At 68.1% G+C, this 24,662-nt stretch carries 28 protein-coding genes; 14 read left to right on the plus strand and 14 right to left on the minus strand.

All coding sequences use genetic code 11. The annotated features are described in order from the left end of the window. The first annotated feature begins 18 nt into the window (after nt 1-18). Nucleotides 19-2,067, plus strand: a complete 2,049-nt coding sequence (locus BM310_RS15815) for a glycoside hydrolase family 15 protein (RefSeq protein ID WP_089809520.1) — start codon at nt 19-21, stop codon at nt 2,065-2,067. A 38-nt stretch (nt 2,068-2,105) separates the two neighbouring features. On the opposite strand, the gene BM310_RS15820 is transcribed toward BM310_RS15815, so the two are convergent. Together BM310_RS15820 and BM310_RS15825 are read right to left on the minus strand one after the other, a co-directional pair. Further along, complete coding sequence (locus tag BM310_RS15820) at nt 2,106-2,840, minus strand: ATP-grasp domain-containing protein (protein WP_089809522.1); 735 nt, start codon at nt 2,838-2,840, stop codon at nt 2,106-2,108. Between the two features lie 6 nt (nt 2,841-2,846). Next, complete coding sequence (locus BM310_RS15825) at nt 2,847-3,608, minus strand: sugar phosphate isomerase/epimerase family protein (protein WP_089809524.1); 762 nt, start codon at nt 3,606-3,608, stop codon at nt 2,847-2,849. A gap of 563 nt (nt 3,609-4,171) precedes the next feature. Here BM310_RS15825 and tenA point away from each other — a divergent pair. The 6 genes from tenA (at nt 4,172) to BM310_RS21505 (ending at nt 9,034) form a co-directional block, all read left to right on the plus strand. Continuing rightward, nucleotides 4,172-4,837: a thiaminase II gene (gene tenA / locus BM310_RS15830; protein WP_089809526.1), complete on the plus strand. Its 666-nt coding sequence runs from the start codon at nt 4,172-4,174 to the stop codon at nt 4,835-4,837. Then, a complete protein-coding gene (locus tag BM310_RS15835; RefSeq protein WP_089809528.1) occupies nt 4,834-5,679 on the plus strand; it encodes a TenA family protein in 846 nt (281 codons plus the stop codon). The genes tenA and BM310_RS15835 overlap by 4 nt, the downstream gene beginning before the upstream one ends. Then, nucleotides 5,673-7,289: a sodium:solute symporter family transporter gene (locus tag BM310_RS15840; protein WP_089809530.1), complete on the plus strand. Its 1,617-nt coding sequence runs from the start codon at nt 5,673-5,675 to the stop codon at nt 7,287-7,289. Before BM310_RS15835 ends, BM310_RS15840 begins: the two co-directional genes overlap by 7 nt. Further along, nucleotides 7,289-7,411: a hypothetical protein gene (locus BM310_RS21880; protein ID WP_255473503.1), complete on the plus strand. Its 123-nt coding sequence runs from the start codon at nt 7,289-7,291 to the stop codon at nt 7,409-7,411. The genes BM310_RS15840 and BM310_RS21880 overlap by 1 nt, the downstream gene beginning before the upstream one ends. A gap of 39 nt (nt 7,412-7,450) precedes the next feature. Next, a complete protein-coding gene (locus BM310_RS15845; RefSeq protein ID WP_089809532.1) occupies nt 7,451-8,776 on the plus strand; it encodes an NRAMP family divalent metal transporter in 1,326 nt (441 codons plus the stop codon). A gap of 84 nt (nt 8,777-8,860) precedes the next feature. Further along, on the plus strand, nt 8,861-9,034 hold the full coding sequence (locus BM310_RS21505; protein WP_177232671.1) for a hypothetical protein: 174 nt from the start codon (nt 8,861-8,863) through the stop codon (nt 9,032-9,034). A 27-nt stretch (nt 9,035-9,061) separates the two neighbouring features. Here the strand turns inward: BM310_RS21505 and BM310_RS15850 are convergent, their stop codons facing one another. The 4 genes from BM310_RS15850 to BM310_RS15865 all read right to left on the minus strand — a co-directional run bounded on the left by BM310_RS15850 (nt 9,062) and on the right by BM310_RS15865 (nt 12,526). Next, a complete protein-coding gene (locus tag BM310_RS15850) occupies nt 9,062-9,298 on the minus strand; it encodes a hypothetical protein (RefSeq protein ID WP_089809534.1) in 237 nt (78 codons plus the stop codon). A 105-nt stretch (nt 9,299-9,403) separates the two neighbouring features. Beyond that, nucleotides 9,404-10,720, minus strand: a complete 1,317-nt coding sequence (locus BM310_RS15855; protein ID WP_089809536.1) for a hydroxyacid-oxoacid transhydrogenase — start codon at nt 10,718-10,720, stop codon at nt 9,404-9,406. Then, nucleotides 10,721-11,524, minus strand: coding sequence for an N-acyl homoserine lactonase family protein (locus BM310_RS15860; protein ID WP_089809538.1), 804 nt, complete (start codon nt 11,522-11,524; stop codon nt 10,721-10,723). It lies immediately after the preceding gene. Between the two features lie 144 nt (nt 11,525-11,668). Then, nucleotides 11,669-12,526, minus strand: a complete 858-nt coding sequence (locus tag BM310_RS15865; protein ID WP_143105176.1) for a CPBP family intramembrane glutamic endopeptidase — start codon at nt 12,524-12,526, stop codon at nt 11,669-11,671. 157 nt (nt 12,527-12,683) lie between these two features. Here BM310_RS15865 and BM310_RS15870 point away from each other — a divergent pair, with 157 nt between their 5' ends. Then, nucleotides 12,684-13,334, plus strand: coding sequence for a hypothetical protein (locus tag BM310_RS15870; protein ID WP_089809542.1), 651 nt, complete (start codon nt 12,684-12,686; stop codon nt 13,332-13,334). A gap of 41 nt (nt 13,335-13,375) precedes the next feature. Here the strand turns inward: BM310_RS15870 and BM310_RS15875 are convergent, their stop codons facing one another. Further along, on the minus strand, nt 13,376-14,263 hold the full coding sequence (locus BM310_RS15875; protein ID WP_089809544.1) for a CPBP family intramembrane glutamic endopeptidase: 888 nt from the start codon (nt 14,261-14,263) through the stop codon (nt 13,376-13,378). A 168-nt stretch (nt 14,264-14,431) separates the two neighbouring features. On the opposite strand from BM310_RS15875, the gene BM310_RS15880 reads away from it, so the two are divergent. After that, the gene (locus tag BM310_RS15880; RefSeq protein ID WP_089809546.1) at nt 14,432-15,325 is read left to right on the plus strand and encodes a universal stress protein; all 894 of its coding nucleotides are present in this window, start codon (nt 14,432-14,434) and stop codon (nt 15,323-15,325) included. A 21-nt stretch (nt 15,326-15,346) separates the two neighbouring features. Here the strand turns inward: BM310_RS15880 and BM310_RS15885 are convergent, their stop codons facing one another. From BM310_RS15885 to BM310_RS21510, 4 genes are all read right to left on the minus strand, one after another. Beyond that, nucleotides 15,347-15,781: a winged helix-turn-helix domain-containing protein gene (locus tag BM310_RS15885; protein WP_245778521.1), complete on the minus strand. Its 435-nt coding sequence runs from the start codon at nt 15,779-15,781 to the stop codon at nt 15,347-15,349. A gap of 96 nt (nt 15,782-15,877) precedes the next feature. Beyond that, nucleotides 15,878-16,513 carry a helix-turn-helix domain-containing protein gene (locus tag BM310_RS15890; protein ID WP_089809551.1) on the minus strand — a complete coding sequence of 212 codons (636 nt, stop codon included), beginning with the start codon at nt 16,511-16,513 and terminating at the stop codon, nt 15,878-15,880. A 75-nt stretch (nt 16,514-16,588) separates the two neighbouring features. Continuing rightward, on the minus strand, nt 16,589-17,038 hold the full coding sequence (locus BM310_RS15895; protein WP_089809553.1) for a pyridoxamine 5'-phosphate oxidase family protein: 450 nt from the start codon (nt 17,036-17,038) through the stop codon (nt 16,589-16,591). A 122-nt stretch (nt 17,039-17,160) separates the two neighbouring features. Continuing rightward, entirely contained in the window at nt 17,161-17,331 is a 171-nt protein-coding gene (locus BM310_RS21510; RefSeq protein ID WP_177232672.1) for a DUF7560 family zinc ribbon protein, read from the minus strand. A gap of 162 nt (nt 17,332-17,493) precedes the next feature. Here BM310_RS21510 and BM310_RS15900 point away from each other — a divergent pair, with 162 nt between their 5' ends. From BM310_RS15900 to BM310_RS15915, 4 genes are all read left to right on the plus strand, one after another. Beyond that, nucleotides 17,494-18,912 carry an APC family permease gene (locus BM310_RS15900; protein WP_089809555.1) on the plus strand — a complete coding sequence of 473 codons (1,419 nt, stop codon included), beginning with the start codon at nt 17,494-17,496 and terminating at the stop codon, nt 18,910-18,912. A gap of 2 nt (nt 18,913-18,914) precedes the next feature. Beyond that, nucleotides 18,915-19,700, plus strand: a complete 786-nt coding sequence (locus tag BM310_RS15905) for a universal stress protein (protein WP_089809557.1) — start codon at nt 18,915-18,917, stop codon at nt 19,698-19,700. Nucleotides 19,701-19,822: 122 nt separating this feature from the next. Continuing rightward, entirely contained in the window at nt 19,823-20,425 is a 603-nt protein-coding gene (locus BM310_RS15910) for a plastocyanin/azurin family copper-binding protein (protein ID WP_245778522.1), read from the plus strand. Between the two features lie 73 nt (nt 20,426-20,498). Continuing rightward, nucleotides 20,499-21,416 carry a sodium:calcium antiporter gene (locus BM310_RS15915; protein WP_089809559.1) on the plus strand — a complete coding sequence of 306 codons (918 nt, stop codon included), beginning with the start codon at nt 20,499-20,501 and terminating at the stop codon, nt 21,414-21,416. Nucleotides 21,417-21,502: 86 nt separating this feature from the next. On the opposite strand, the gene BM310_RS15920 is transcribed toward BM310_RS15915, so the two are convergent. Beyond that, on the minus strand, nt 21,503-22,714 hold the full coding sequence (locus BM310_RS15920; protein WP_089809561.1) for a CBS domain-containing protein: 1,212 nt from the start codon (nt 22,712-22,714) through the stop codon (nt 21,503-21,505). 351 nt (nt 22,715-23,065) lie between these two features. Here BM310_RS15920 and BM310_RS15925 point away from each other — a divergent pair, with 351 nt between their 5' ends. Beyond that, complete coding sequence (locus BM310_RS15925; RefSeq protein WP_089809563.1) at nt 23,066-23,770, plus strand: type 1 glutamine amidotransferase; 705 nt, start codon at nt 23,066-23,068, stop codon at nt 23,768-23,770. A gap of 30 nt (nt 23,771-23,800) precedes the next feature. Here BM310_RS15925 and BM310_RS15930 read toward each other — a convergent pair whose 3' ends face one another. Continuing rightward, nucleotides 23,801-24,193, minus strand: coding sequence for a secondary thiamine-phosphate synthase enzyme YjbQ (locus BM310_RS15930; RefSeq protein WP_089809565.1), 393 nt, complete (start codon nt 24,191-24,193; stop codon nt 23,801-23,803). 88 nt (nt 24,194-24,281) lie between these two features. Then, nucleotides 24,282-24,611 carry a hypothetical protein gene (locus BM310_RS15935; protein WP_089809568.1) on the minus strand — a complete coding sequence of 110 codons (330 nt, stop codon included), beginning with the start codon at nt 24,609-24,611 and terminating at the stop codon, nt 24,282-24,284. Between the last annotated feature and the right edge of the window lie 51 nt (nt 24,612-24,662).

A 24,662-nucleotide genomic window follows, 5' to 3' on the forward strand; every position in this document is an offset into this window, starting at 1 on the left:
CGCGCAACGTGGTGTCGAATGTCGTACGAGGAGTACGTGGTCCGGCAACCCAGCGACAAGGACGCCATCGTCAGCGCCCCCCTCGGCGAGGGGATGGAGGTGCTCGCGACGGTCAACCAGTACGCGCAAGTAGACGACCGAGGGTGGAACGGCGCGCTGGTCGAGGAGACGTCGGCGTTCAGACTCGACATCGAGCAGTTCTACGACATGCACACGCTGTTGTGGGACGAGGCCTGCGGGCAGACGCTGGACGTCCGCAACGACGCCGTCGAGAGCAGTGTCGACTACGAGTCGAGCCGCGTCCCCGAAGTCCACCTCTACAACGCCTTCGAGTTCGACGACGGGACGACGGCGACGCTGGACCAGGACGTTCTCGTCACTCCCGACACCGCCGCGCTGTTCGTCCAGAACCGCGCGCGGTTCTCCGCGCCGTCGAACCGGACGATATTCACGCTGTTCGGACTGGGGATTCACGACGGGACGGGGTCAGACGACGTCGACGAAGCGTACGTCGTCCACGACCACGGCTACGACTTCGTCGTCGCCCACGACTCCGGTCGGTACCTTGCCATCGCACAGCGTCGGCCCTCGACGGGTCGGACCACGTTCGACGGCCACCGGGTCGGCAGACAGGGAGTGACCACGGGGGCCGACAAGAGCGCGTGGCAGGACATCTACGAGGAGAACGAGGGGCGGATAACGGAGAACGACCGACTGGAGGGAAAGGTCGACGCCGGGTTCGGCCTCTCCGTCGGCGACGACACGGACGTGCGCTGGGTGACCGCCATCGGGTTCGGTCACAGCGAGCAGAGCGCAATCGAGCACGCGTTGACGAGCATGTGGAACGGCTACCACGCGGAACGGTCCACGTTCGCCGCCGTCTGGGAGAGTTGGCACGAGAACAACGCGCAGAGTCCCGTCGACGACGCCTACGCGACGGCGATGTACGAGATGTCGCTGACGAGCATGAAGTGCGCGCAGGACCGGCGCGGCGGCATCATCGCCGGCGCGTTCAAGCCGAAGGAGTTCGCCTACCGGTTCGTCTGGCCGCGCGACCTCGTCGCCGACATCCAGGCGTTCCTCTCGGCCGGGGCCGTCGTCGAGGCCCTCGAAGCGCTCGATTGGCTCTCGCACGCGCAGATAACCGACGACGTGACCGACAGGCGCGGCATCGAGCGCCGGGGGACGTGGTGGCAGAACTACTACGGCAACCTCGACCCTCACTGGGTCGAACTGCAACTCGACCAGGTCGGCGGGCCGATATACGCGCACTGGCTCTGCTGGCGGCAGACGGGCGACGACTCCGTCCTCGACGCGTACTATCGGACGAGTCGCCTCGCCGCCGACTTCCTCCTCGGGTGGGGCGAGGAGTTCCCCCGCAAGCACCAGGACCCGTGGGAGGAAGTGTGGGGCCACTCCACGGAGGGGAGCGCGGCGGCCATCGCCGGACTGCGGTCGATGGCCGAGTTGGCCGAGGCGGCGGGCGACGAAGAGTACGCCGCACGCTGTCGCGACAGAGCGTCCGCGTGGGCGTCGAACTTCGAGGCGCACTGTTTCAAACGGGACGCGCTCCTGGGCGACCACTACGTCACCGCCGACGACCCGGAGACGACCGAGTCCCCGGCCGCCGACCGACGCCCCGACGCGGCGGCGTTCATGGCGTACTGGCCGTGGAACGTCGTCGACGCCGACAGCGAGGCGATGCGGTCGACCGTCTCGCACGCGGACGACGCACGGTGGCGTGCCAGCCGGAACCCCTGCGTCGGACGCTACCCCGGCGACGACTACACGCCGACGGGGAGGGACGAGGACGGCGGGTGGCCGCTCTGCGAGGCGTACGCTGACGTGGTCCGCTGGCAGTCGGGCGTGGACGAGGACGCCGTCGCCGACTACGTGTTCGACGACAGTCGGGCGTGGCGGACCGCCGCCGGGTTGCTCCCCGAACGCGTCGACGGCGACGGCAGGGTGCGCTGGAACTCGAACCTCCAGTGGAGTCAGGCGATGTACGTCCTCCTCGCCGAGAGTCACGCGCGTGGGAAGCCGTTCGGGTTCGCGCCGGGGGAGTGAGCGAGCGCTCTGCCTGCCGGTCCGTCCTCCCGACGGGGTCACTCGGGGAGGGCGGACTCGATGGAGTCGACGAGAGCGCCTTCGAGGCCCGTCCGGACGAAACTCGGGCACGGGTTGAGGTCGACGGCGTACCAGCGGTCGTCCGTCCGAATCAGGTCGACGCCGATGGCGCGCATGTCGAGTCGGTCCATGAGCGAGGTGATTCGGTCCGCGTGGTCGGGCACCGGGTCGACCGCCCCGAGGACGCGCTTTTGCCCCCACAGCTTCGAGGTGACGCGCAGCACCACCGTGCGGTACGTCGACCCGTCGTGGACGACGTAGTACTTGTAGTCGACCGGGTCCGCGGAGAGGAGTTCCTCGTACACGTCGCCCTCGCCGTTCACCTCGGGGGACATGTCCCAGTGGTAGAGCGCCTTGGCGACGTAGTCGCCGTCGGGCCTCGTCCGCGACGCTGTCGGGACGGCGAAGCCGACGCCCGAGAGGAGGCACAGCTGCGAGAACCGCGAGACGCAGGCGACGACGCCGGTGGCGCTGTTCCACGTCGGGACGCCGAGTCGTTCGGCCGCGAGGAGCGCGCGGACCGACGCCGGACGCGTCTGCTTGGTGACGAACAGCGCGAGTCGTTCGAGTTCGTCGGGGGCTATCGACGCGTTCGGGTCGTAGTTGGTGACGCGGTGTCCCCGCTCCCGCAGGCGTTCGCCGACCACCGAGAACACCGGGTGGTCGTCCGGGCAAGTGATGCCGATTCGCGGGGGGTTACCGGTCGGCGACACGCCGTCTCACCCCGCGACGCATCGCTCGACGTCGGCGAGCGACTTCATCTCGAGCACGTTGTACTCGGCGCCGATGCGCTCTGCGACCCGTTCGTACTCGGGGAGGGGGTCGTGGTGGTCGCCGGAGCCGTCGTTGTCGTGCAGGTGGACGACGCGAATCCGGTCGCCGAACGCCTCGACGAACTCCTCGACGGCGACGCCCGTCACCTTCGCATGGCCGACGTCGAGCGTCACGCCCAGGTAGTCCGAGTCGACGTCTATCTCGTCGAGGAAGGACGCCAGTCGCGCCGGCGTCTCCGTGTTCCGCAGGTGCGCCGCCTTCCGGCGCTGGTTCTCGATGCAGAGGGGCATCCCGACGTCGTCGGCGTGGCGCGCGCACTCGCGGAGCGACCGGACGGCCTGCCGCCGGGAGTGTCGGCGGACGTGGTCCGGGTAGCGCCGCGGGACGGACCCGCCGTGGACGACGACGGCGCCGGCCCCCGCGGCGACGGCCGCGTCGAGGGTTCGCCTGACGCCCTCGGCGGCCGCGCGGCGGAGCGGTTCGTTGAGGTTCCCGAGGTTCGCGGCGCGGAACGGCGCGTGGAACGTGTACGTGACGCCCGTCGAGTCGGCGAGTTCCGCGAGTTCCCGCGGCGAGGGCGCCTCGGGGTCGACGTCGAGGTAGCCCTGCCGCAGTTCGACGTGGTCGAGGCCGAGGTCCACGAGAAACTCGACGAACTCGGTGACCGACTCGGTGAATCGAAGGTCGAGCGACGCCCCGAACCGCACTACCGACCACCCGTCCGCGCCGACGTGTCTCCGTCGTACATACGCTCTCGTGGCGTCGGAGCACCTTCACGCTTCGTCTCGGTCCGCGTTCGACTGCGTCTCGTGGACTGCCGAAGCGACCGCACGCACCGCGTTCGCGAACGGTGACCGAATCGACGCCCGAAGCGAGGTGGCCGAGCGCGCCGCCGCCGCCCTCGCGGGCATCGAATAAGTTCTGTGGTAGTTTCAGATTCCATAGACGAGGCGGCCGGGAGAGCCCATCTCTCGCGTTCGGCCTCGGACGGATTCCCGCTTTTCAGCCCCCTTTGTCCCTTTTACTGGCGTCTCGCAGAACACTTCTCCCGTCGCGCCGCATCTCGGAGTCGTTACGCGAATAGTGATGTAATTGGATTCCGTACTGTCAGCCTGAGTAACGTACGTTCTACCGGCGAACCGAACCGCGAACGAGCGGAGGCGGCGACGCCGCGGACGGCCCCGCTCGGAACCCGAAGAGGGCGTAGCGAACCGCCAACAATCGGGTGGTATTACTAAGGTATATTACCTCCGAGTCGGTACGGACCGGTATGACGTTCACCGACGAACTCGCGCCCGTGGCCGACCCCGTGTGGGACGCCATCCTCGACCACCCGATGGTCCGGCAGTTGGGCGACGGGAGCCTCGACACAGAACCGTTCGAGTACTGGGTCAAGCAGGACTACGTCTACCTCGTGGACTACGCTCGGGTGTTCGCCTACGGCGCGGCGACGGCGCCGGACCTGGAGACGATGGGGACGTTCGCGGACCTGTTGGACTCGACTATCGACACCGAGATGGACCTCCACCGCGCGTACGCCGCGGAGTTCGGCATCACCGAGTCGGAGTTGGAGGCGACGACGGCGTCGCCGACGACGCGGGCCTACACGGACTTCCTCGTCCGCGTCGCCGCGACGGGGACGTTCGGTGACCTCGTGGCCGTCCTCCTCCCGTGCATGTGGGGGTTCAACGAGACGGGTCTGCGACTGGCCGCGGACGGGATGCCGGACGACGACCGGTACGCCGAGTGGATACGGACGTACTCGGGCGAGGAGTTCACCGAACTGACGACCTGGTGCAAGGAGTTGATGGACGAGGTGGCCGCCGGCGCGGGCGAGGAGGCGAGAGACCGCTTCCGCGACCTGTTCTACACCTCCGCCCGGTACGAGTACAGGTTCTGGGACGCCGCGTGGCGGCAGGAGGACTGGGAGCTATGACCGGCGACGACGCCTCCCGCGACGAGAGCGCGTCGTCGGGCGACGCTCCGTCGTCGAACGGCGGCCCGGCCGACGAGAGCGACGCCCCCGCCCCGGTTCCGGAGACGTTCGAGGCGTACGCCGAGACGGTCGAAGCGCCTCGGTTCACCGACTGGCTCCGCGAACGCGCCGAACCCGACTGGTCGGCGGCGACGACGCATCCGTTCACGCGCGAACTGGGCCGAGACGAACTCGACGACGACGCGTTCCGGCGCTATCTCGTGCAGGACTACGCCTTTCTGGAGACGCTGGTCGGACTCGTCGGCCACTCCGTCGGCGACGCGCCGACGATGGCCTCGAAGGCGCGACTCGCCGACTTCCTCGGGACGCTGACGGCCGAGGAGAACGACTACTTCGAGCGCTCGTTCGACGCCTTGGGCGTCCCGCCGGAGACGTACGAGGACCCCGAGCGGACGCCCGTCACGCTGGCGATGGAGGACCTGCTCGAACGCGCGGCGCGAGAGGGCGGGTACGCCGAGACGCTGGCCGTCCTCGTCCCCGCCGAGTGGATGTATCGGGAGTGGGCGACGGCCGTCGCCGACGCGTCGCCGTCGCGGTTCTACCTCGACGAGTGGATACGACTGCACGCCGTCGAGGAGTTCCGGACGTTCGTGGGGTGGATTCGCGAGGAACTGGACCGCGAGGGCGCCGCCGCGTCGCCCCGCCGCAGGCGGCGTCTCGACCGCCTGTTCCGGCGGACGGCGTCGCTGGAAGTCGCGTTCTTCGACGCGGCGTACGAACCCGGCGACGCGAGACCGACCGGGGAGACGGACGACTCGTCGGAGGGTGAGCGCCGATGGTGAGTTCGGGGGTCGCACTCGCGCTCACCGTCGCCACGCTCGCCGTCTTCACCGGTCTGGGCGTCTGGTTCTCGCGGGGGAAGGTCGGCTCCGTGGAGGACCTCATCACCGCCCGGAACGAGACGGGCGAGGGGCAGTTGAGCGCGACGCTCGTCGCCTCGGTGATGGGCGTGTGGATACTCCTCTCGGCACCCGAGGCCGGCGCGCTGTACGGCATCGCGGCCGTCGTCGGCTACGGCGTCGGCGAGGCGGTTCCGATGCTCGCGTACTCGCGACTCGGCCCGCGGATTCGAGCGCTGATTCCCGAGGGGCACTCGCTGACGGAGTACGCCTACGCCCGCTACGGCGGGGCGATGTACGCGTTCGTCATCGTCGTCAGCGTCCTCTACATGTTCGTCTTCCTCGCCGCCGAGTTGACGGGTATCTCGCTGGCGCTGAACTACGTCGCCGGCGTGCCGCAGTGGCAGACGGCGCTGCTCGTCGGCGGGTTCGTCCTCCTCTACACCGGGTACGGCGGCCTCCGCGCGAGCATCTTCACCGACACCGTGCAGACGGTGGTGATACTGCCGTTGCTCGTCCTCAGCGTCGGCGCGGTGGTGCTGACGCTCGGCGGCACCGGCGCGATTCACGAGGGCGTCGTCGCGGCGAACCCGACGCTCCTGGACCCCGGGTTCGTCCCCGGACTCAGGTTCGGAGTCGCGCTCGTCTTCGCCGTCCTCGGCGCGGAACTGGTCAACCAGACGTGGTGGCAGCGCATCTACGCGGCGACCGACTCGGGCGTGGTCGAACGCGGCTTCCGCACCGCGACGGTGGCGAACGGGCTCGTCCTCGTGTTGGCGACGCTGCTCGGCATCGTCGCCGTCGGCGGCGCCGACGTGGTGATGCGACTCGGGAGCGCCGACTACAACGCCGGCATCGCCTTCTTCGTCCTGCTGGACGGGACGTTCGCCGACCCCCTCGTCCTCGTCGTCCTCCTCCTCGCCGTCGCACTCGTGATGAGCACGGCCGACACGCTGTTCAACGCGCTTTCGAGCCTCGTCACCGCGGACCTGCCGCGACTCCTCTCCGACCCGGACGACCGGACGCTCCGCCTCGGCGCGCGGGCGGTGACCGTCGTCGTCGCCGTCGGGGCCGTCGCCGTCAGCCTCCGCGCGCAGAGCGTCCTCCGACTGTTCTTCGTCGCCGACTTGCTCGGCGCCGCCGTCGGCTTCCCCCTCGTCTACGGCCTGTTCACCGGTCGACTCACCGGCGGCGGCGCGCTGGCGAGCAGTCTCGGCGGACTCGCGGCGGGAAGCGCGTTCTTCCCCTTCCCGTTCGGACTGCACGGCGCGGCGGACTCGCTCCTCGGCGGCGCGCTTCCCGCCCCGGACCCGACGTACCTGCTCCCGTTCGCGGGCGCGTTCCTCGTCTCGACGGTGCTGGCGCTGACCGCCGCCCGACTGTCGAGCGACGAGTTCGACCTGAGCCGACTCTCCGGGGAGATTCGCCGCCTCGACGAACCCGTGGCCGACGGCGGACGCGTCGGTGGTGGCGGACGTGCCGGCGGTAGCGGGCGCGTAGGCGACGGCCGCGGGGAGTCGGAGGCGGCCGACGCCGAGGAGGTGCGCGACTGATGGCCGTACTCGGCCCGACGGCGTTCGGGGTGCTCCTCTGGGGGAGCCTCGTCGGCGTGTTCTGCGTCTTCGTCTACGAGGTGTACGCCCTGCTCGGGCGGCCGGGAACCGCGGAGAGCTGAGGAACAGGCTTTTTTATTAGTTGGTGATATTACCCATATATGAGCCAACAAACGACCGACCTCACCGCCGTGAGTCGCGGCACGGTCAGAGAGTACGTCGACGAGATGGGGCCTTCGTGGGTGGCGGGCGCCATCGCCGCCGGGCCGGCGACGATGGCGAGTCTGATAACCGCCGGCGCGGGGTTCGGCTACTCGCTCCTGTGGGTGGTGGTGCTCTCCGCCGTCGCAGGGACGGTGGCCCAGTACCTCGCGATGCGCCTGGGTTTGCTCTCGGGCGACGGCATCGTGAGCGTCGTGGAGTCGAACCTCGGCGAGTCGTGGGCGTGGGTGCTCGTCGCCGACGTCGTCGTCGCCGCCGGCGTCGCGCAACTGGTCATCATGAAGACCGTCGCCACCGTCTCGGCGACGATGACGGGCGTCGACGCGCGGATGTGGGGCGTCGCGTGGGCCGTGATTCTCCTCGTCGGACTGGCGGGGCGGGGGTACCGGTTGCTGGAGTGGGCGGCGAAACTGCTCGTCGCCGCCGTCGTCGTCGCGTTCGTCGCCTCGTCGCTCGTGGTCCGCGTCGACGCCGGGGCGGCCGTCGGCGGACTCGTCCCGACGCTCCCGTCCGGGAGCGCTCTCGTCGCCGCGGGCATCCTCGGCGGCGCCGTCCACATCACGCTCGTCACGATGCACTCGTACACGATGCAGGCCCGCGGGTGGACGGAGTCGGACTACGGGCTGGCAACCTTCGACGTCGTCGCCTCGATGCTCGTCGCGTTCGGCGTCTACAGCGTCGCCATCTTCCTCGTCGCCGCGAGCGTCCTCACCGACCCCGGCCTGACGACTGTCGGCGCGGCGCAGGCGCTCGGCCCCGTCGCCGGCGAGAGCGCGCGGTGGTTGTTCCTCCTCGGTCTGGGCGGCGCGGCGGTGTCGACGCTCGGCGGCAACACCGTCGTCCCGCCGTTCGTCGTCGCCGACAAACTCGGCTGGGGGACGACGGTGGAGGACGGGCGCTATCGGGCGCTCCTGGCTGCGTTCGCTCTCCTGTCGGCACCCGGCGCGTTCGTCGGCGGCGAGGTGCTCGGCCAACTCGTCCTCGTCCTCGCCCTCGGGACGGTGGGCACGCCGTTCGCCATCGGCGTCGTCCTCTACCTCCTGAACTCCGAGGCGGTGTCTCGGCCGAACTCGACGCTCGCGAACGTCGCCGGCGTCGGCATCCTCCTCGTCTCGGGGACGCTGGCGGCGAACTTCGTCCGCGAACAGGTCGCCGGCGGCGTCGGGTCGCTGTCGGGCGCCGTCCTCGCGTTCGCCGTCGTCCTCGGCGTCGCTCTCGTCGCTCTCGCCGGGAAGTTCGTCCGCGAGGAGGCGTTCGCCGCCTGACGGCCCGACCCTCCTCCCCGAGTGTCGGGGCGTCGCCTCCACCGCGCGTAAGACTCACAAGCGAAGGAGTCGCTACGTTCGAACATGTACCGCGTGCTGATACAGACGGGGAGCATCGAGTGCGACGACTACCAGCACACCGACCACGGCATCGAACTGCACGAGGACGGCGAGTTCGTCGCGTTCGTCCCGTACGAGACGCTCACCGCGGTGGTGGACGAGTCGCGGAAGTCCGCGGAGGACCGAGCGATACTCTGACCCGACCGCCGAGCGACGGATACCTCGTCAGGTGCTCAGTCCGGACCCGGGCTGAAGGTCGCCGTGTCGATGCAGGAACACGTCGATACCGACGTTCGGGTCACGAGCCGCCCGCTTGGCCGCATCGGGGTCCGGGCAGATGCGCGCGTAGGTGTTGAACAGGCTGGCGGGTGGCGGCCCGAACGCGTTCTCGTAGCGGTCGCCCGTCTCGACGGTGATTCGGTCGCTGAACGGCGCGCCGCAGTTCGGACAGTCGTCCGTCATACGCGTTCGTCGGTGTCGAGCACTGAAGTGCCTGCTGCAGGCATATTCGTCGACGGCCGAGAGTCGCCGGCGGTGGCTCCGCGGTGACGCCTCCCTGATGCCGCCTCAGTCCTCCCAGTTGTGGAGTGCGTCGAGGAAGATGTCGCGCACGTCGTCCTCGGTCACCGGACGCGGGTTACACCGGAGCAGTCGCTGCTGCGTCTCGACGGTCTGTCTGGCCAGCCAATCGACGTCCTCCTCGGTGATGTCGGCGAGTTCGGCGAGTCCGCTCGGCAGGACGTTCTGGTCCTGTTGAAGCTGGACGTACTGCGATTGGAGGGCGTCTGCGGCCTCCCTGTCGGTCATGCCGGTCGTGTCGACGCCGAACATCTCCGCCACGTCGGCGAATCGGCCGGGGTCGCTCGCGGCGTTGTAGTCGATGGTACTGGCGGGCGTGAGGACGGCGATGGTCTCGCCGTGTTTCGTGTGGTAGCGATTGCCGACCGGGTACGCCATCGCGTGGCAGAGGCTCGCGCCGGCGGTCAGCCCCGCGATTGCACCGAACAGCGCCCCCTGCAGCATGTTCTCGCGCGTCTCCAGGTCGTCGCCGTTGTGGACCGCCGCCCGGACGTTGTTCGACAGCAGGTCGATGGCCTTCTCGGAGAACATCTCCGTCAGGGGCGTCCGCCCGGCGTAGACGGGTCGGTCCGCCGGGTCCGTCGGTCGCAGGAGCGAGTCGTACTCGTGCGTCGTGTACCCTTCGATGGCGTGCCCGAGGGCGTCCATCGCCGTCTTGGCGGTGAGGTCCGGCGGGAGCGTCGTCGTGAGCGTCGGGTCGAGGACGGCGGCGTCGGCGCGCACGTGGTTGCTGGAGATGCCCTCCTTTATCTCCTTCTCGGGGACCGAGAGGATGGCGACGGGCGAGATCTCCGCGCCCGTGCCGGCCGTCGTCGGCATCAGTACGAGGGGGTCGCCGGACTCCGTCAGCGCCTTCCCGTCGCCGGTCGGTTCGGCGATGTAGTCGAGGGGCGACCCGCCGTTGGCGATGACCGCGCGCGCCACCTTCGCGGTGTCCATGCAACTGCCGCCGCCGAGGCCGACGTAGAAGTCGTACCCCGCCTCGCCCGCGGACTCGCGGACGTACTCGATGCAGCGTTCGGCGGCCTCGACGGACGGTTCCCGCTCGGACTCGTCGTAGACGTCGACCGAGAGGCCGGCCGCCTCCAGATGCTCGGTGACGCGGTCGGCGTGGCCGATGTCGACGAGGGTCTCGTCGGTGACGACGAGTCCGTGCGCGTCGTCGTCGACGCCGAGGTCACGGAGTTGGAACGCGAGTTCGTCCGTCGAGTCGCGGCCGAACCGAATCTCGGGCATCGTGACGTGCCAGACCGTCTCGGTCGAGAGTTCGTGGTTCGGCGCGGAGACCGACCGCTCGTACCCCATCTACGACCACCCCGACCGAATCTCCTCGAACTGCTCGGGGTCGTGCCCGTACACCACCTCGGCGTCGTGACGCCGCTGGAGGTCTCTGAGCGTCTGCAGGCTGTCGAACCAGTGGCGTCCGCTCCAGAGGAGGCCCGCGCCGAGGGGCACCTCGTCCTCGTAGTTGACGTCCTGATAGATTTCGTCGCCGGCGAACAGCAGTGTGCCGTGGTCGTCGAGGTGAATCATCGTCCCGGTGAGGCCGGGCGTGTGGCCCGGGAGACGCAGGAACTCGACGTCCTCGAAGTGCGTCTCGCGGTCCTGATGGAGCACCTGCCAGTTCAGGTCGTGGTCGAAGTCGTCGAGGACGTACGCGGCGCTTCCCTCGTCGGTCTTCGCGGAGTAGTAGGCGAACTTCAGTTCCTCCTCGTGGACGTACACGGGCACGTCCGTGCCGTCGAAGTGGTGCAGGCCGCCGGCGTGGTCGAGGTGCAGGTGCGTCTGGAAGACGGCGTCGATGTCCGAGAGGTCGTAGCCCGCGTCAGCGAGGTCACCGTCGAGGGAGTGTTCCCGCGCGTCGTGCGGATAGAACGCCTGCGTGAGTCCCTCGGGCCAGTGGCCGTCGAGGGCGTCCTCGTGGTTGCCGGTGTCCCACAGAATCGTCGCCTCGGGGTGGTCGATGACGAGGTTCCACACCGGAATCTCGACGTAGTCCGTGTCCGGATTCGGTTCGTCGTGCGACCCGAGGGTGTTCCCCTCGACGAGGTAGTTCAGGTCGCACTCCAGTCCGCCGCGATGGATGACGTCGATGGTCGCCTCTACCATGTTCCGAACTATCGTTAACGATGTAAAAAGATTAGCACGGTTACAGAAGCAGTAGTGTATGTTTCGGCGAAATTCTTTGTTCTGGAAATTAGGCAGCCGACGAGACGGCGTCGTCGCCACACCTCTCGAACCGGGACCGAGTGTCTACTCGGCGGGTGACCCTCGTCCGGGCGGGGCGGTGCCGGGACGGGACGAACGCATCGTCTCGCCGTCGAGTGCGACCAGGAGGAGTGCGGCGGCCCAGACGACGGCCGCCGACGCCGCGGGCGCGAGGAGCGGCGACTCGCCGCTCAGCGCGAACAACACGCCGCTGTCGAAGACGTTCCACTGCGCGTGGAAGACGGCGGCGAGGAGGACGCTCCCCTTCGCCCGGACGTAGAGCCACGCCAGCACGACGGAGAGGCCGACGACGCCGAGCAGGTAGACGGCGAAGGGACCGCTCTGTCTCGTCCCCTGAACGAAGAACAGGGGGAGGTGCCAGACGGCCCAGCCGACGCCGACGACGAGTGCCGCGGCGGTGGTGCTGTAGCGTTCGAGCAGGTGCGGGAGCGCGTAGCCGCGCCAGCCCATCTCCTCGCCGAACCCCCCGCGGAGGAGGAGGACGTAGAGGAACACCGTCGCGTAGACGACGGGCAGCGTTCCGCTCGCGAGACTGAACGACGCGCCGGAGAGCGCGACGTAGACGCCGTAGCCCGCGAGCGACAGGAGGGGCGCGCCGAGGAGGGCCACCAGCCACCATCGGGCACCCGTCCGCCACCGAACGGCCTGCGCGGCCCACGCGCGGAGGTCACCGTCGCGCCAACTCAGGATGCCGGCGGCGACCAGCGGTCCGAAGCCGGCCAGCGTACTCAGTATCGGCCACGCGCCGGCGGTCGTTCCGAGGAACGCTCCGAGTCCCCACAGGACCCACGAGACGAGGAACGTCAGCGCGAAGAACTCCGCGACTCGAACGAGCGGCCGCGAACTCGCCGACCGCTCCGAGGAGGGGGTGTGTTCGGTCATCGTCGCGTTCACATTCTACATCTGACAGTAAATAACCGGCCAGTGATTGCCGACGCCCGAGAAGCGGTCGGTTCGCCGTTCGAGCGGCGGCCACTTCGGGTCGACAGTAGGAGAGAGTTCAATAGAGTTAATCGGCTCCCGGCGGGCGTTCTTCGTGATGCCCTCCACGAACGAAGTCGAACGACCGCGGGAAGCGGTGACCGTCGCGAAGCGATACCTCAGACGTGAGCGCCCTCTGAACGTACTCGTCGTCACGCTCGCGGTATCGGTGTTTCTGGGGACCTATCTGACGGCGTCGATGCTGTCGGCGATAGCCGTCGCAGCCGTCCTCGTCGTCGCCGCACGCGCGCCGGTCTTCCGGTCCCGCGGGACGTTCCGGCTCCGGACGGACGACCCGCCGGCGGCGGTGGTCGAAGAGTTCGCCGGTCCGACGCCGCCGGTGCTCGCGCTTCAGTGGGGAATCGCGGACGGGGTGTCCGTCGGCGACGACGCGGTGCGGTACCGGACGTCGTACTTGTTCGGCCTGCGCTCAGTGACGGTGGCGGTTCGGACGCGGACCGACACCGCCGCAGACGGAGAGCGACGGGTCGAGTTGGAACTCACGGCGGACGACCGGCCGTGGGCGACGTACACCGCGACGGTGAGCGGCGAGGGCGACGGAACGGTCGTCGACGTCGAATACGAGTCGGACCGGCGTTTCGGAGTGCGGCGCGTTCCGCAGCAGTTCGTCGCGGAACGGTACCGCGACGACGTGCTCACTGCACAGGGGTACACGGTCGTCGAACGCGACGCGAAGTTCGGTCTCTGAGGGGATTCGTCGCGTCGTGACCCGCCGAGCGACGGACCCCGTCAGGCCGTCGGTCGAACCTCGTCCGAGGACTGCGGCCCGGAACCGCGTGAACCCGAGACGACCGGCCAGACGACGACGAGGACGACGGCCAAGACGACGGTGAGGAAGTTTCCCGACACCGGCGTCTCCACCAGCATCGTGGGCGCGTTGCCGACGGCGTGAACGCCGACGGCGACGAGGAGGTTCCCCGTCCGGTGGTAGACCAGCGCGAACAGCAGTCCCATCAGGAACAGCATCCCGAGACTGACGAGGAGCGCGTCGAGCGGGAACCCCTGATAGAGCCGGTTGGGGACGTGCAGAAGCGAGAACACCGCCTGCGACCCCACGAGTGCGAGCAGGAAGCCGCGCCTGCGGTGCCGGAGCTTCAGCACCAGTTGGTCGAGCAACACGGCGCGGTAGAGCACCTCCTCGAACAGCGCGTTTCCGAACAACTGAGCGACGAGGAGTCCCAGCACGGCACCGACGCCGGCCGTCGACCAGAGGGGGTCGAGCGCGACCGACCCGGTCTGGACGTACGCCACCGCCGCGCCGACGACCTGAATCGTCGCCCAGAGCCCGGCGGTGACCGCCGCCGCGAGCGGGAGTTTCGAGCGTTCCAGCCCGAGGTCACGGAGGCGCAGTCCGCCGACGAGTATCAGCAGACCCACCAAGACGAGCAGGACGTTCACGGCGTTCACCAGGAGCGTGGGACCCACCAGCCCGCCGGTGGCGACGAAGACGGGCCTGAACACCGTCTCGAGGAACCACTCGCTCCGGAAGACGACCAGATTGAACGCCGCGCTCAGAACGACTTCGACGGCGAGGACGGCGGCGAGGAGGCGCCAACTGATCACCCGCCGGTCGGACAGGTCGACCGCCACGTGGGGGATTCGGACGTTTCGGTTCATGTGAGACGATACGCGAGCGAGCGAGGTAACGGCAGTCGCTGGTTCTCAGTTCGCTGGAGACGGAGGCGCGTCCCACACGCGTCGTGTCCCCGCGGCACCGTTCCTATCCGATGGCGATGACCGCCACCGTTTATATCTAGACGTGTTCGATACGTGAGTAGAACGACGATGTACGACACCATTCTCATCCCGACGGACGGTAGCGAGCACGCGGTTCGCGCGGCCGAACACGGCCGATACCTCGCGCGACTGTTCGACGCGACAGTACACGTCGTCAACGTCGCGGACGTGCAGGCGGCGGCCGGCGTGTTCGGCGCCGGCGGCGTGGACGAGGAGTTCATGTCGCGACTGGACGCGAAGGGCGAGGAGGCTATCGAAGCGGTCGAAGACGCCCTCGCGGACGCCGACTCCGTAGAGACGGCAATCGTCAGAGGCGACCCCAGAGAGGCGATACTGGAGTACGCCGAGAAGCACGACGTCGAACTCCTCGCGATGGGAACGCACGGCCGAACCGGACTGAGCCGGTACATCACCGGGAGCGTGACGGAACACGTGGTTCGAACGGCCGAGGTACCCGTCCTCACGGTTCGAGCGACCGACCGGAGCGAAGTCGTCGACGGCTACGACGAGATTCTCGTGCCGACGGACGGGAGCGAACCGGCGAGTGCGGCGGTCGAACACGCCATCGCCATCGCGCAGAAGGCCGGCGCGCGCGTCCACGCGGTGAACGTGGTGGACGTGGGCAACGTGACGGCCAGTCCGACGTACACGCTCCCCTCGGAGGTGATAGCGGAGCTAGAGGAGAACGGGCAGACGATGACGGAGGGCATCGCCTCGCAGGCCCGCGCGGCCGGACTCGACGCCGTCACCGAGGTCCGTGAAGGGTTCGCGGCGCGAACGCTCCTCGACTACGCCGAGGAGAACGACGTCGACGCGATAGCGATGGGGACGGCAGGGCGGACGGGGCTCGACCGATACCTGCTCGGGAGTACGACCGAACGCGTCATCAGACACTCGGACGTGCCCGTGCTGGCGGTCAACGCCCGAGAACGCTCGGACTGAGTCGTCGAATCGGCACTCCGCTCAGTTCGTGCGCTCGTCGCGGGGGGCGCCCGGGAAACGTCCCCCGAACTGGTCGGCGCACGGGCGGTGAGAGACGCGCAGTTCCATCTCGCCGCAGGAGTCGATGGAGATGACGACGTCCTCGACGACGCGGGCGTACTCGCTGGCGTGCTTCCCGGAGCGACGGATGCGCGTCCGCTCTTCGACCAGACCCGCGTCGGTGAGTTGGTCGAGTTTCCGGTACGCCGTCGAGAGCGGGAGGTCGCACGCCTCCGAAATCTCGTTCGTGGACAGCGCTTCGTCGCTGGTCGCGTCGAGAATCGCGCGGGACCCGGCGTCGTTGAACGCGTCGAGGAGGTCCTGAATCGCGTCCTCGTCCCGAACCACCGTCTCCTCGGTGGACGACTGTCCGTCGGCGAACTGAACTGACGAGGGGACCATCGGTGACTGGCTCATACCTACTGCTGATGCGGTACAGTGAGAGTAACGGACCGCCCCAACATCCGGGGAGGTTTATAAGCTCCACCCGGGCGTGCCGTTCTCGAACCGCCGCTACAAGATGTCCGTGAACAGTTTCGACTGCGCGGCAGAGAGATGCTCGGCGAACGTCGACGGGGAGATGCCGAGTGCCGCCGCAACCTCCGTCGCGTTGGCTCGCCGCGGCCGTTCGAAGTACCCCATCTGGTGTGCCGTTTCGAGCACTTCGAGCTGTCGCGAAGTGAGTTTGCTCCGGTCGACGAAGACGCTGTCCCGGCTCTGTTCGCCCGCCGGCGAGCGAACGAACCGCTTGATGTCGACGTCGGGAAACCGCTCGCGGAGTTCCGCGACGACGTCCCGGAGTTCCTCGTAGTCCGCGGCGTGGAAGACGAGCGTCAACTCCCCGTCCTGTGCGACGTACCGGGCGACCGGACACCCGAACTGCCCGAGGCACTCACACGGGCACGTCACGCCGTCGTCGTGCGTGAACCGGTATCGGTTCGTGCCCCCGTGCGAGAACACCGGCGTGAGGTCCGCCTCGGCGTCGCAGTCCGCGTCGACAGAGAACTCGGTCACGCTCTCGTCGTCGCCGGACGGCGTCACGTTCGTCGTCACCGAGTCGATAGTCGTCTCGGCGGTGTTCGAGAGTTCGACTATCGGACAGATGTCGGGCGTCGTGAACGCCACCGTCGCACGGATTCCAGTGGGCATCGACGCTGAGAGCTTCGTCGAGCACTCACTTGAACCCACAGGTGGCGAACGGGGACCGCGACCGGACGGAGTCTCCTACTCCCGTTCGACCTCGACCCGGCGGCCGCTCAGTTCGTCCGGTTCGAGCTGATAGAGCTGGACGTCGAGGTTGCGCTTCGATTCGCCCCATATCTCGAACAGGGGGCGCTTGGCCTCGCCGTACTGTTCGACGTGCTCGACGGTCAACTCGTCCTTCGATATCTCTTCCAGCGTCCCGATGGCGACGACGCTCCGGTAGACGGGTTCGGCCTCCTCGTACACGACGAGTCGAGCCTTCGGCGAGGAGGCGAGAAATTCCCGCTTCTCGCTCTGCGGCGTCGAGACGAGTCGGAGATAGAAGCGACGCGTCTCGGAGTCGTAGCCGTAGGAGATGGGAATCGAATACGGGTCGTCGTCCCGCGCCAGCGCCAACACGCCCGTCTCGTGACGGGCGAGTAGCGCGTCCGTCTCCTCACGGGAAAGTCCGGTCTCCTGGTCCAGCGTCATGCTCTTGTATGACGTGAGACGGGAGGTGAACTAATACCTGTCTGTGGGCGGCCGCGGTCGCGTCGTGCCGAAATCGACCACTCCGGCCGGTCGAGACGGTCACGCGTGCGTGTTTCGGAGGGCTACGGACAGTCGGTCGAAGAGACGACCGTGAACGCGTCGCTCGTGACCGGGGCTCCGCAGAGGACGCACCCACGTTCGACGAGCGCGGTTTTCATGGAGTCGTTCACCTCCAGCGCCTCGTCGCACTCCGGGCAGCGGAAGGTGTAGTCCCCGTCGTTTTCGCAACTCATCACGTTCACTCCTGCGTAGTCCAGTAATAAAGGGTATCCTATTTTTCCGAGCTGGTGAGAACACGTGCTGACGTGTTCGTCTGCGGGCGACGCCGGGACGAGGCGGGGAGACGCGAAACACGGGGGAATCTATTAGGGCCGTAGATACCATCGTCTCGGTGGATGAGCGAACCAGAGACGGGAGGCGATTCGACGGCGGAGGGGCCGCCCGGTTCGACCGCCGAGACGGTGGACGAGGCAACCATCTACGACGACGAACTCGAACTGGAGCGGACCATCGACCTTCGCGGCGGCATCGCCATCGGCGTGGGGACGATGATCGGTGCCGGCATCTTCGTGTTCCCCGGCCTCGCGGCGGGACGTGCCGGACCCGCCGCCGCCGTCTCGTTCGCGCTCGGAGCCGTCGTCGCCCTCCTCGTCGCGCTCCCGACGTCAGAGCTGGCGACGGCGATGCCCCAGAGCGGCGGCGGCTACTACTTCATCTCCCGCGGGATGGGAACCGCCTACGGCGCGGTGGTGGGGCTGAGCCTGTGGCTGGGGCTGGTGTTCGCCTCGGCGTTCTACCTCGTCGGCTTCGGGCAGTACGCCGCGGCGATACTGGCGGAAGTCGGTATCGACGTCGGCGCGGGGATACTCGCACCCGCGCTGGCCGTCCTCGTCGGGGTGGCGCTGACCGCGTCGAGCATCGTCGGCACCGAGAACACGGCGAAACTCCAGAACGTCATCGTGGGCCTCCTACTCGGTATCCTGTCGGTGTTTCTCGTCTACGGCGGACTCGACACGCTCGGGTTCTTCGGCCGACAGACCGTCCCCGAGGCGTTCGCCCCGTTCGGCGTCTTCCCCATCCTGACGACGACGGCGTTCGTGTTCACCGCCTACCTCGGCTTCGCGCAGGTGGCAACCGTCGCCGGCGACATCAAGCGCCCGGGTCGGAACCTCCCGCTGGCGATGATCGGGTCCGTGGTCCTCGTCGCGGTGTTCAACGTCGTCACCGTGCTGGTCGCCACCAGCGCGTTCGGGAGCGGGCGACTGGCCGCCTTCGGCGAAACCGCCCTCGTCGAAGTCGCGCGGAGTTACGTCGGCATCGGCGGCGCGGTGATCATTCTCATCGCCGGCCTGCTGGCGACCGTCTCCAGCGCGAACGCGTCGATTCTGAGTTCGTCGCGCGCGCTGTACGCGCTCAGCCGCGACGCGATCGTTCCCTCGAAGGCCGGGACGCTCAACCGAAAGTACAACACGCCGCACGTGGCCCTGAGCCTCGCGGGGGGGCCGGTGCTCTTCCTGGTGGTGTTCGGTCCCGTCGAGGTGCTGGCGGAGGTTGCGTCGTTCCTCCACCTCCTGATGTACGGGCTGATGTGCGTCACGCTCGTCGTCCTCCGGCGGCAGTCGCCCGAGTGGTACGACCCCGACTATCGCATCCCGGGCTACCCCGCGTTGCCGATACTCGGCGCGGTCGCCAGTTTCGCCCTCCTCGCACTCATGCAACCGCTGTCGCAGGCCATCGGAGTGGCCGTCATGCTCGCGGCCGCGGTATGGCAACGGTTCTATGCCGCGGACGTCGAACTGAGAGGTGTGCTCTAACGATGACCGAACGCATCGACACCGGGGAAGGACTGACCGTTCTCGTCCCCGTCCGGACGTTCGAAGGCGAACAGGTCCCGACCGCGCTGGTGGAACTGCTCACGGCGGCGTCGATTCCGGTCGTGTTGCTGGGCTACCACGTCATCCCCGAACAGACCGCGCCCGAACAGGCGCGCGAGCAGTTCGGCGAACAGGCGCGGGCGGAGCTAGACGACCTGGCCGACGCGTTTCGCGAGACGGACGGCACAGTCGAGACGCGGTTCGTCTTCACGCGAGACCCGACGCAGACGTTCGAACGCGTCGCCGTCGACGAGCGAGTCGACGCGATTCTGTTGCTCAACCCCGCGCCGAGCGTCGACAGAATCTTCGTCCCGCTCAGCGCGGGAATCAACACCGACCGAATCACCGCGTTCGCCTCCGCGCTGGCGGTCGGTTCGGACGTCACGGTGAGGCTGGTCCACGTCGCCGACTCCGAGGAGGCGCGCCCGGCGGGTGACCGACTGCTCGAGGAGGCGGCCGACGCCCTCTCTGCGAACGGCGTCCCGCCAGACGCCATCGAGCGAACCGTGGCGGTGAGTCAGGCACCCCTGCAGGCGCTGAGCGAGATGGCGTCCGACGACACGGACCTCATCGTCCTCGGCGAGAGCCAGCCCACGGTGCGAGAACTCGTCTTCGGCGAACCGTCGGAGCGACTCGCGGAGCGAACGCTCGCGCCGGTCCTCGTCGTGCGGCGACTCCCGGCCGTCGAGTCGGCGGACGGGACGGCCGAGGAGTCGAAAGACGAGTGAGCGACGGGCGGGGAGCGAACCCCCAGCGGTGACGCCCTTGGAGTCGGCTCGGCCGTGCGAGGAGCTCTCACCGAGTAGGAATCGACCCGAAAGATTATTGACATGGTGAGGGACCACTACGCATGGACGGGAACCCGACCACCATGTCGCGACGGGGGTTCGTGCGAACCGCGGGCGGTGTGGCCGCACTGAGCGCCGCCGCGGGAACCGCGACGGCACAGGAGGGACAGCGCCACACGGTCGATATGACGGACGAACTGGTGTTCGACCCGGATGCGATCACCGTCGCGCCGGGCGACACGGTGGTCTGGGAGAACGTCGGAACCATCGGTCACTCCGTCACTGCGTACGAGGACGACATCCCCGGGGAGGCCGAATACTGGGCCTCGGGGGGATTCGACTCCGAAGACGCGGCCAGGAGGGCCTACTCGTCCGGTGACCCCGACAGCGGCGACGTCGGCGGCGGCGAGACGTACGAGCACACGTTCGAGGTCGAGGGCACGCACGAGTACTTCTGCATCCCCCACGAATCCGTCGGGATGCTCGGGAGCGTGACCGTCCAACCGGGCGGGGCGACCGAAGCGTCGGGCCCGGAGGTCCCGCAAGTTCCGGATTCGGCTCGAACGCTGGCCATCGCGACGGGCATCGCTCTGGTGAGCGTCATCGCCCTCGCGTACTTCTTCGTGAAGTACGGCGGCGACTACGAGGTCGGCGACGAGGAGTAGTCTGCCCCCCACCGTCGGACCCCCACGGTGCGACGGGCACACTTTACTCGTCGGACCCTGTTGGGCCGGATAGATGCTGGTCGAACTGGGAGGGTTCGTCGTCGGTCTGGTCGTCCTCCTCGTGGGTGCCGACAGGACGGTCCGGGCGGCGGCCGAACTCGCCCTCTACTACGGCGTCTCGAGCTTCTTCATCGGTGTGACTGTCGTCTCCATCGGAACGTCGGTGCCGGAGATGACCACCTCGCTGTACGCCGCCTACTACGGCGCCGGCGACATCGTCGTGGGGAACATCGTCGGGTCGGAGACGGCACAGATAACGGTGGGAATCGGCGTCGTCGCCCTCGTCGCGCCGATCGTCGCCGAACGGAAGAACGTGCTCGTCTACGGGGGCGCGATGCTGCTGTCGATGATAATCATGATTCTCACCCTCGAAGACGGAATCACGCGGTCGGAGGGGTTCCTGATGATGCTGGCGTACGCCATCTTCGTCCACGACCTCTACTCGAGCGAGGGGGGCGAAGAGATAACCGAGGAGGTCATAGAGGAGGAGGAACCGCCGAAGCGGACGATTCCGTGGATACTGTTCGGACTCCTGCTGGTCGTGGGCGGCGGGCATCTGATGGTGACGAACGGCATCGCAGTCGCGACGGTCGTCGGGATTCCGCCCTACCTCGTCGGAATTCTGACCGGACTGGGCACGACGACACCGGAGATAGCCGTCGCGGGCGTCGCCGCCAGAGACGGCGAAGAGGGCATCTCGGTCGGGTCGTTGCTCGGGAGCAACATCACCGACCCGGTGTTCTCTCTGGGCATCGGCGCACTCGTCGCCGACGTGACCCTGAGCGACCCCGAGGCGGTGCTACCGTCGGTCGGCTACATGTTGACCGTCTCGCTCGTGGTCCTCGCGGTGCTGTACTGGCGGCGGGGTATCGACCGGCGCGCGGCGGTCGGCTGTCTGCTCCTGTACCTCCCGTCGTTCGTCGTCCTCTGACCCTCCGTCGAAAAATGCGAACCGGCGTTCGGCGACCGCGCCGGCGTTTTGCCCCCGAGGCCCCCGTCAGGAGTCGTCCGGCCCGGTCAGGCGACCTCTTCGAGTATCCAGCCGAAGCGTTTCTCCCAGAACGCCTCGTCGGGGTGCTTCTTGGTCCGTCCGTGGGTCTTCTTGTCCCGGAGTTGCCGCTGGAGGATGTCGAGCGCCTCGTCGAGCGCTTGCTTCGCGCCGTAGCCCTCGCCGGAGGCGATGTACATTCCGCCGTCGGTGTACAGGCGGACGCGGGCGAGGAGCAACGGCGTCCCGCGGAGCGTCTCGTCGTGCTCGTGGAGGTGGACTTTCGCGTCCAGCACGTTCGTTCCGTGGTCCTTGTCGTCGAACGAGTCGACCATCGCCACGAGGTCCTCGTAGCTGACGTCGTCCAGCAGGTCGGCCCCGTATATCTGGACCGCCCTGTTGCCCTCGGCCTCCCACGTCAACGAGTCGAGGACGTCCGTCTTCGTGACGATACCGACGGGGCGTCCCTCCTCCACGACGACCAGCGAGGAGGCGTCCGCGTCGAACATCGCCTCGACCGCCGCGTCGAGGGTCTCGCTCGGTTCGATAGTGCGGACCGGCGACACCATCACGTCGCGGACCGGGAGGTCGAACGCCCGGTCGGTTTCGCCCTCGCGGGCGCCGAACCCGCCGCGGCGAGTGCGACCGGAACCGCCCCCGAACGCGTCTCGACCGCTCGGGTCGCCCCCTTGACTCCCCGTCTCGGGGCGGACCGTGAGGTCCACGATGTCGTAGAGGCTGAGGATGCCGACCGCCGCGTCGTCCTCGACGACGGGGAGGTGCGTGAAGTGGTGTTCGCGGAACCGGCTGACGGCCTCGCCGACCGTCGAAGTGGACGCGACCGAGACGAGTTCGTCCGAGTAGGCGTCTCCGACGCTGGCGGCGTCGAGGAACGGCGCGACCGCATCGAGGAGGTCGTCGGCGGTGACGACGCCGACGAGATCGTCGCCCTCGAAGACGGGGAGGACGTGCGAGTCGCTATCTATCATCAACTGGGCGACCTTGCGCACGTCCTCGGTGGGGGCGAGTCGAGGAACGTGCCAGACGAGCGACCCGACCTTCTGGTCGGGCGGGTGACGGGAGGTGGTGAGTTGCCGCCGCGTGACGACGCCCTCGAACTCGTCGCCGCGGACGACGACTCCCTTGACCGTCGGGTCCTCGAACGCACCGACGAGTTTCGAGACTTCGGTCTCGGGGTCGAATTCGACGTACTCCTTCGAAACGATATCAGTTATATCCATAGCTGTGGTTTGTGTCCGGCTTCAGTCACGCGCTGTACAGTCGGTCGTCGGGCGGATGCCCTACGGATAGGAGTTGGAGGGACGACTGCAAGTACGGGTCGCTCGTTCTCAGAATCTGATATCCACCGAAGCCGTTCAACCCAGTCTTTATTTTACCATCCGTGCAAGTTCGATTTCGGAGCGGAAGGGGTCGCCTCATCCGGGTTCGAGATTCCGAGGGAGTCTGAAGGGCTCCGGTCGCAGATTTTGATGGATGCGTGCGCCCCGGAAGATGTCTCCCCGTGCGCGTTCGACAGTAGTATTGTCCATACTATGCAAAACTAAAAGGGGCGGGGGTGCGTACGTTCGACCATGAGCGCGACAATCGCACTCCTCGACGCGTCCGTCGGCGACACACCCGCAGAGCGGAACTTCAGGCGCGTCCTCGACGCCGAGGTGACGACGTTCAAACTGAGCGACGGCGAACTCCCCCCGCCGGTGTCTTCGCGGGCGTGGACGTACGACGGCGTGGTGATAAGCGGGTCGCAGACGTCCGTCTACGACGACCACGAGTGGATTCACGAGGTCACCGACTGGTTCCGCCGCGCGCACGCCGCGGGCGTCCCGACGCTCGGCGTCTGCTGGGGGCACCAGTTCGTCGCGCAGGCTCTCGGCGGACGTATCGTGGACGTGGCCGAGTACGAACTCGGGTACCGCCGTATCACTCGCGTGGGCGAAGACGACCTGTTCGAAAACGTCCCGCGGACGTTCACCGCGTTCGAGACGCACTCCGACCGGGTGGCCGAACTCCCGTCCGGGGCGGTGACCCTCGCGCGCAACGACTTCGGCGTGCAGGCGTTCCGCGACGGCGCCGCCTACGGCGTCCAGTTCCACCCCGAGTACGACCGCGAGACGGCCGAGTGGGTGACGAAGAACAAGGAGTTGCCCGACGAACGCATCCGGTCCGTCCTCGACGGCATCACGGACGAGACTGCCGCGGCGGCCGAGGCGGCGGCGCGGGTGTTCGACAACTTCCTGCGACTGGTGGAGACGCAGTCGCCGGTGGAACGGCGGTGAGCGCTCGCTCGTCGCCGGGCGACAGGAGCACTACGACGGCGTCGTCGTGACTCGCAGTCGGCGCGTCCGCGGCCCGTCGCACTCGACGAACAGCACCGACTGCCACGTTCCGAGGGCCAACTCGCCGTCTTCGACCGGTATCGAGACGTTCGAACCGAGAAGGGTCGCCCGCAGGTGCGCGTCCGCGTTGTCGTCGATGGCGTCGTGGTCGTAGTCGTCGCCGCGGGGGGCCAGTTCGGCGAGCAGTCGTTCGACGTCGCGCAGCAGTCGGCTCTCGTTCTCGTTGACGACGACGCCAGCCGTCGTGTGGGGCACGAAGACGGTGCAGACGCCCGCGTCGAGTTCCTCGGGGACGGCCGCGGCCACCTCCGAGGTGACGTCGAGGAGTTCCACTCGCTCGTCGGTCGAAATTTCGAGTGACACGGCCGCCGGTACGGTCGCTCGACGGAAAAGTGCGGCAGTCGCCTCAGCGAACGAGCGTCACGGTGACAGTCGCCCGCCGCGCGGCGGTTCAGTCGCGTTCGCCGCCGACCGTCGCGCGGCGGTCCGGTTCGGGAGCGAGACCGTCGAGGTACGACTGGACGGCCGACGCGACGGCGTCCGCGCGGGTGTAGCTCTCGCCGAGACCGACCTCGACCCGCGTCCAGTCCTCGCCGTCGCGTTCGTACACGTCGACCCACCAGTACAGCGACAGCCCTCGGGAGAACTCGGTTATCTGGACGCGGCGCGTCCCGCCGGGCGACTCGTACGTCGTCCTGTCGCCCTCGGTGACGGCGGTCCAACCGTCCGGGAGGTCGATGCGGTACGGGTCGTCCGCGCCTCGGGTGTCCTCGTCGGGCATCGGGTCGTGCCGAGTTGTCGCCCCGACGGCCTAAATCACACCCTACCGGCA

The sequence above is a fragment of the Halogeometricum rufum genome, assembly GCF_900112175.1.
GTDB lineage: Archaea > Halobacteriota > Halobacteria > Halobacteriales > Haloferacaceae > Halogeometricum > Halogeometricum rufum.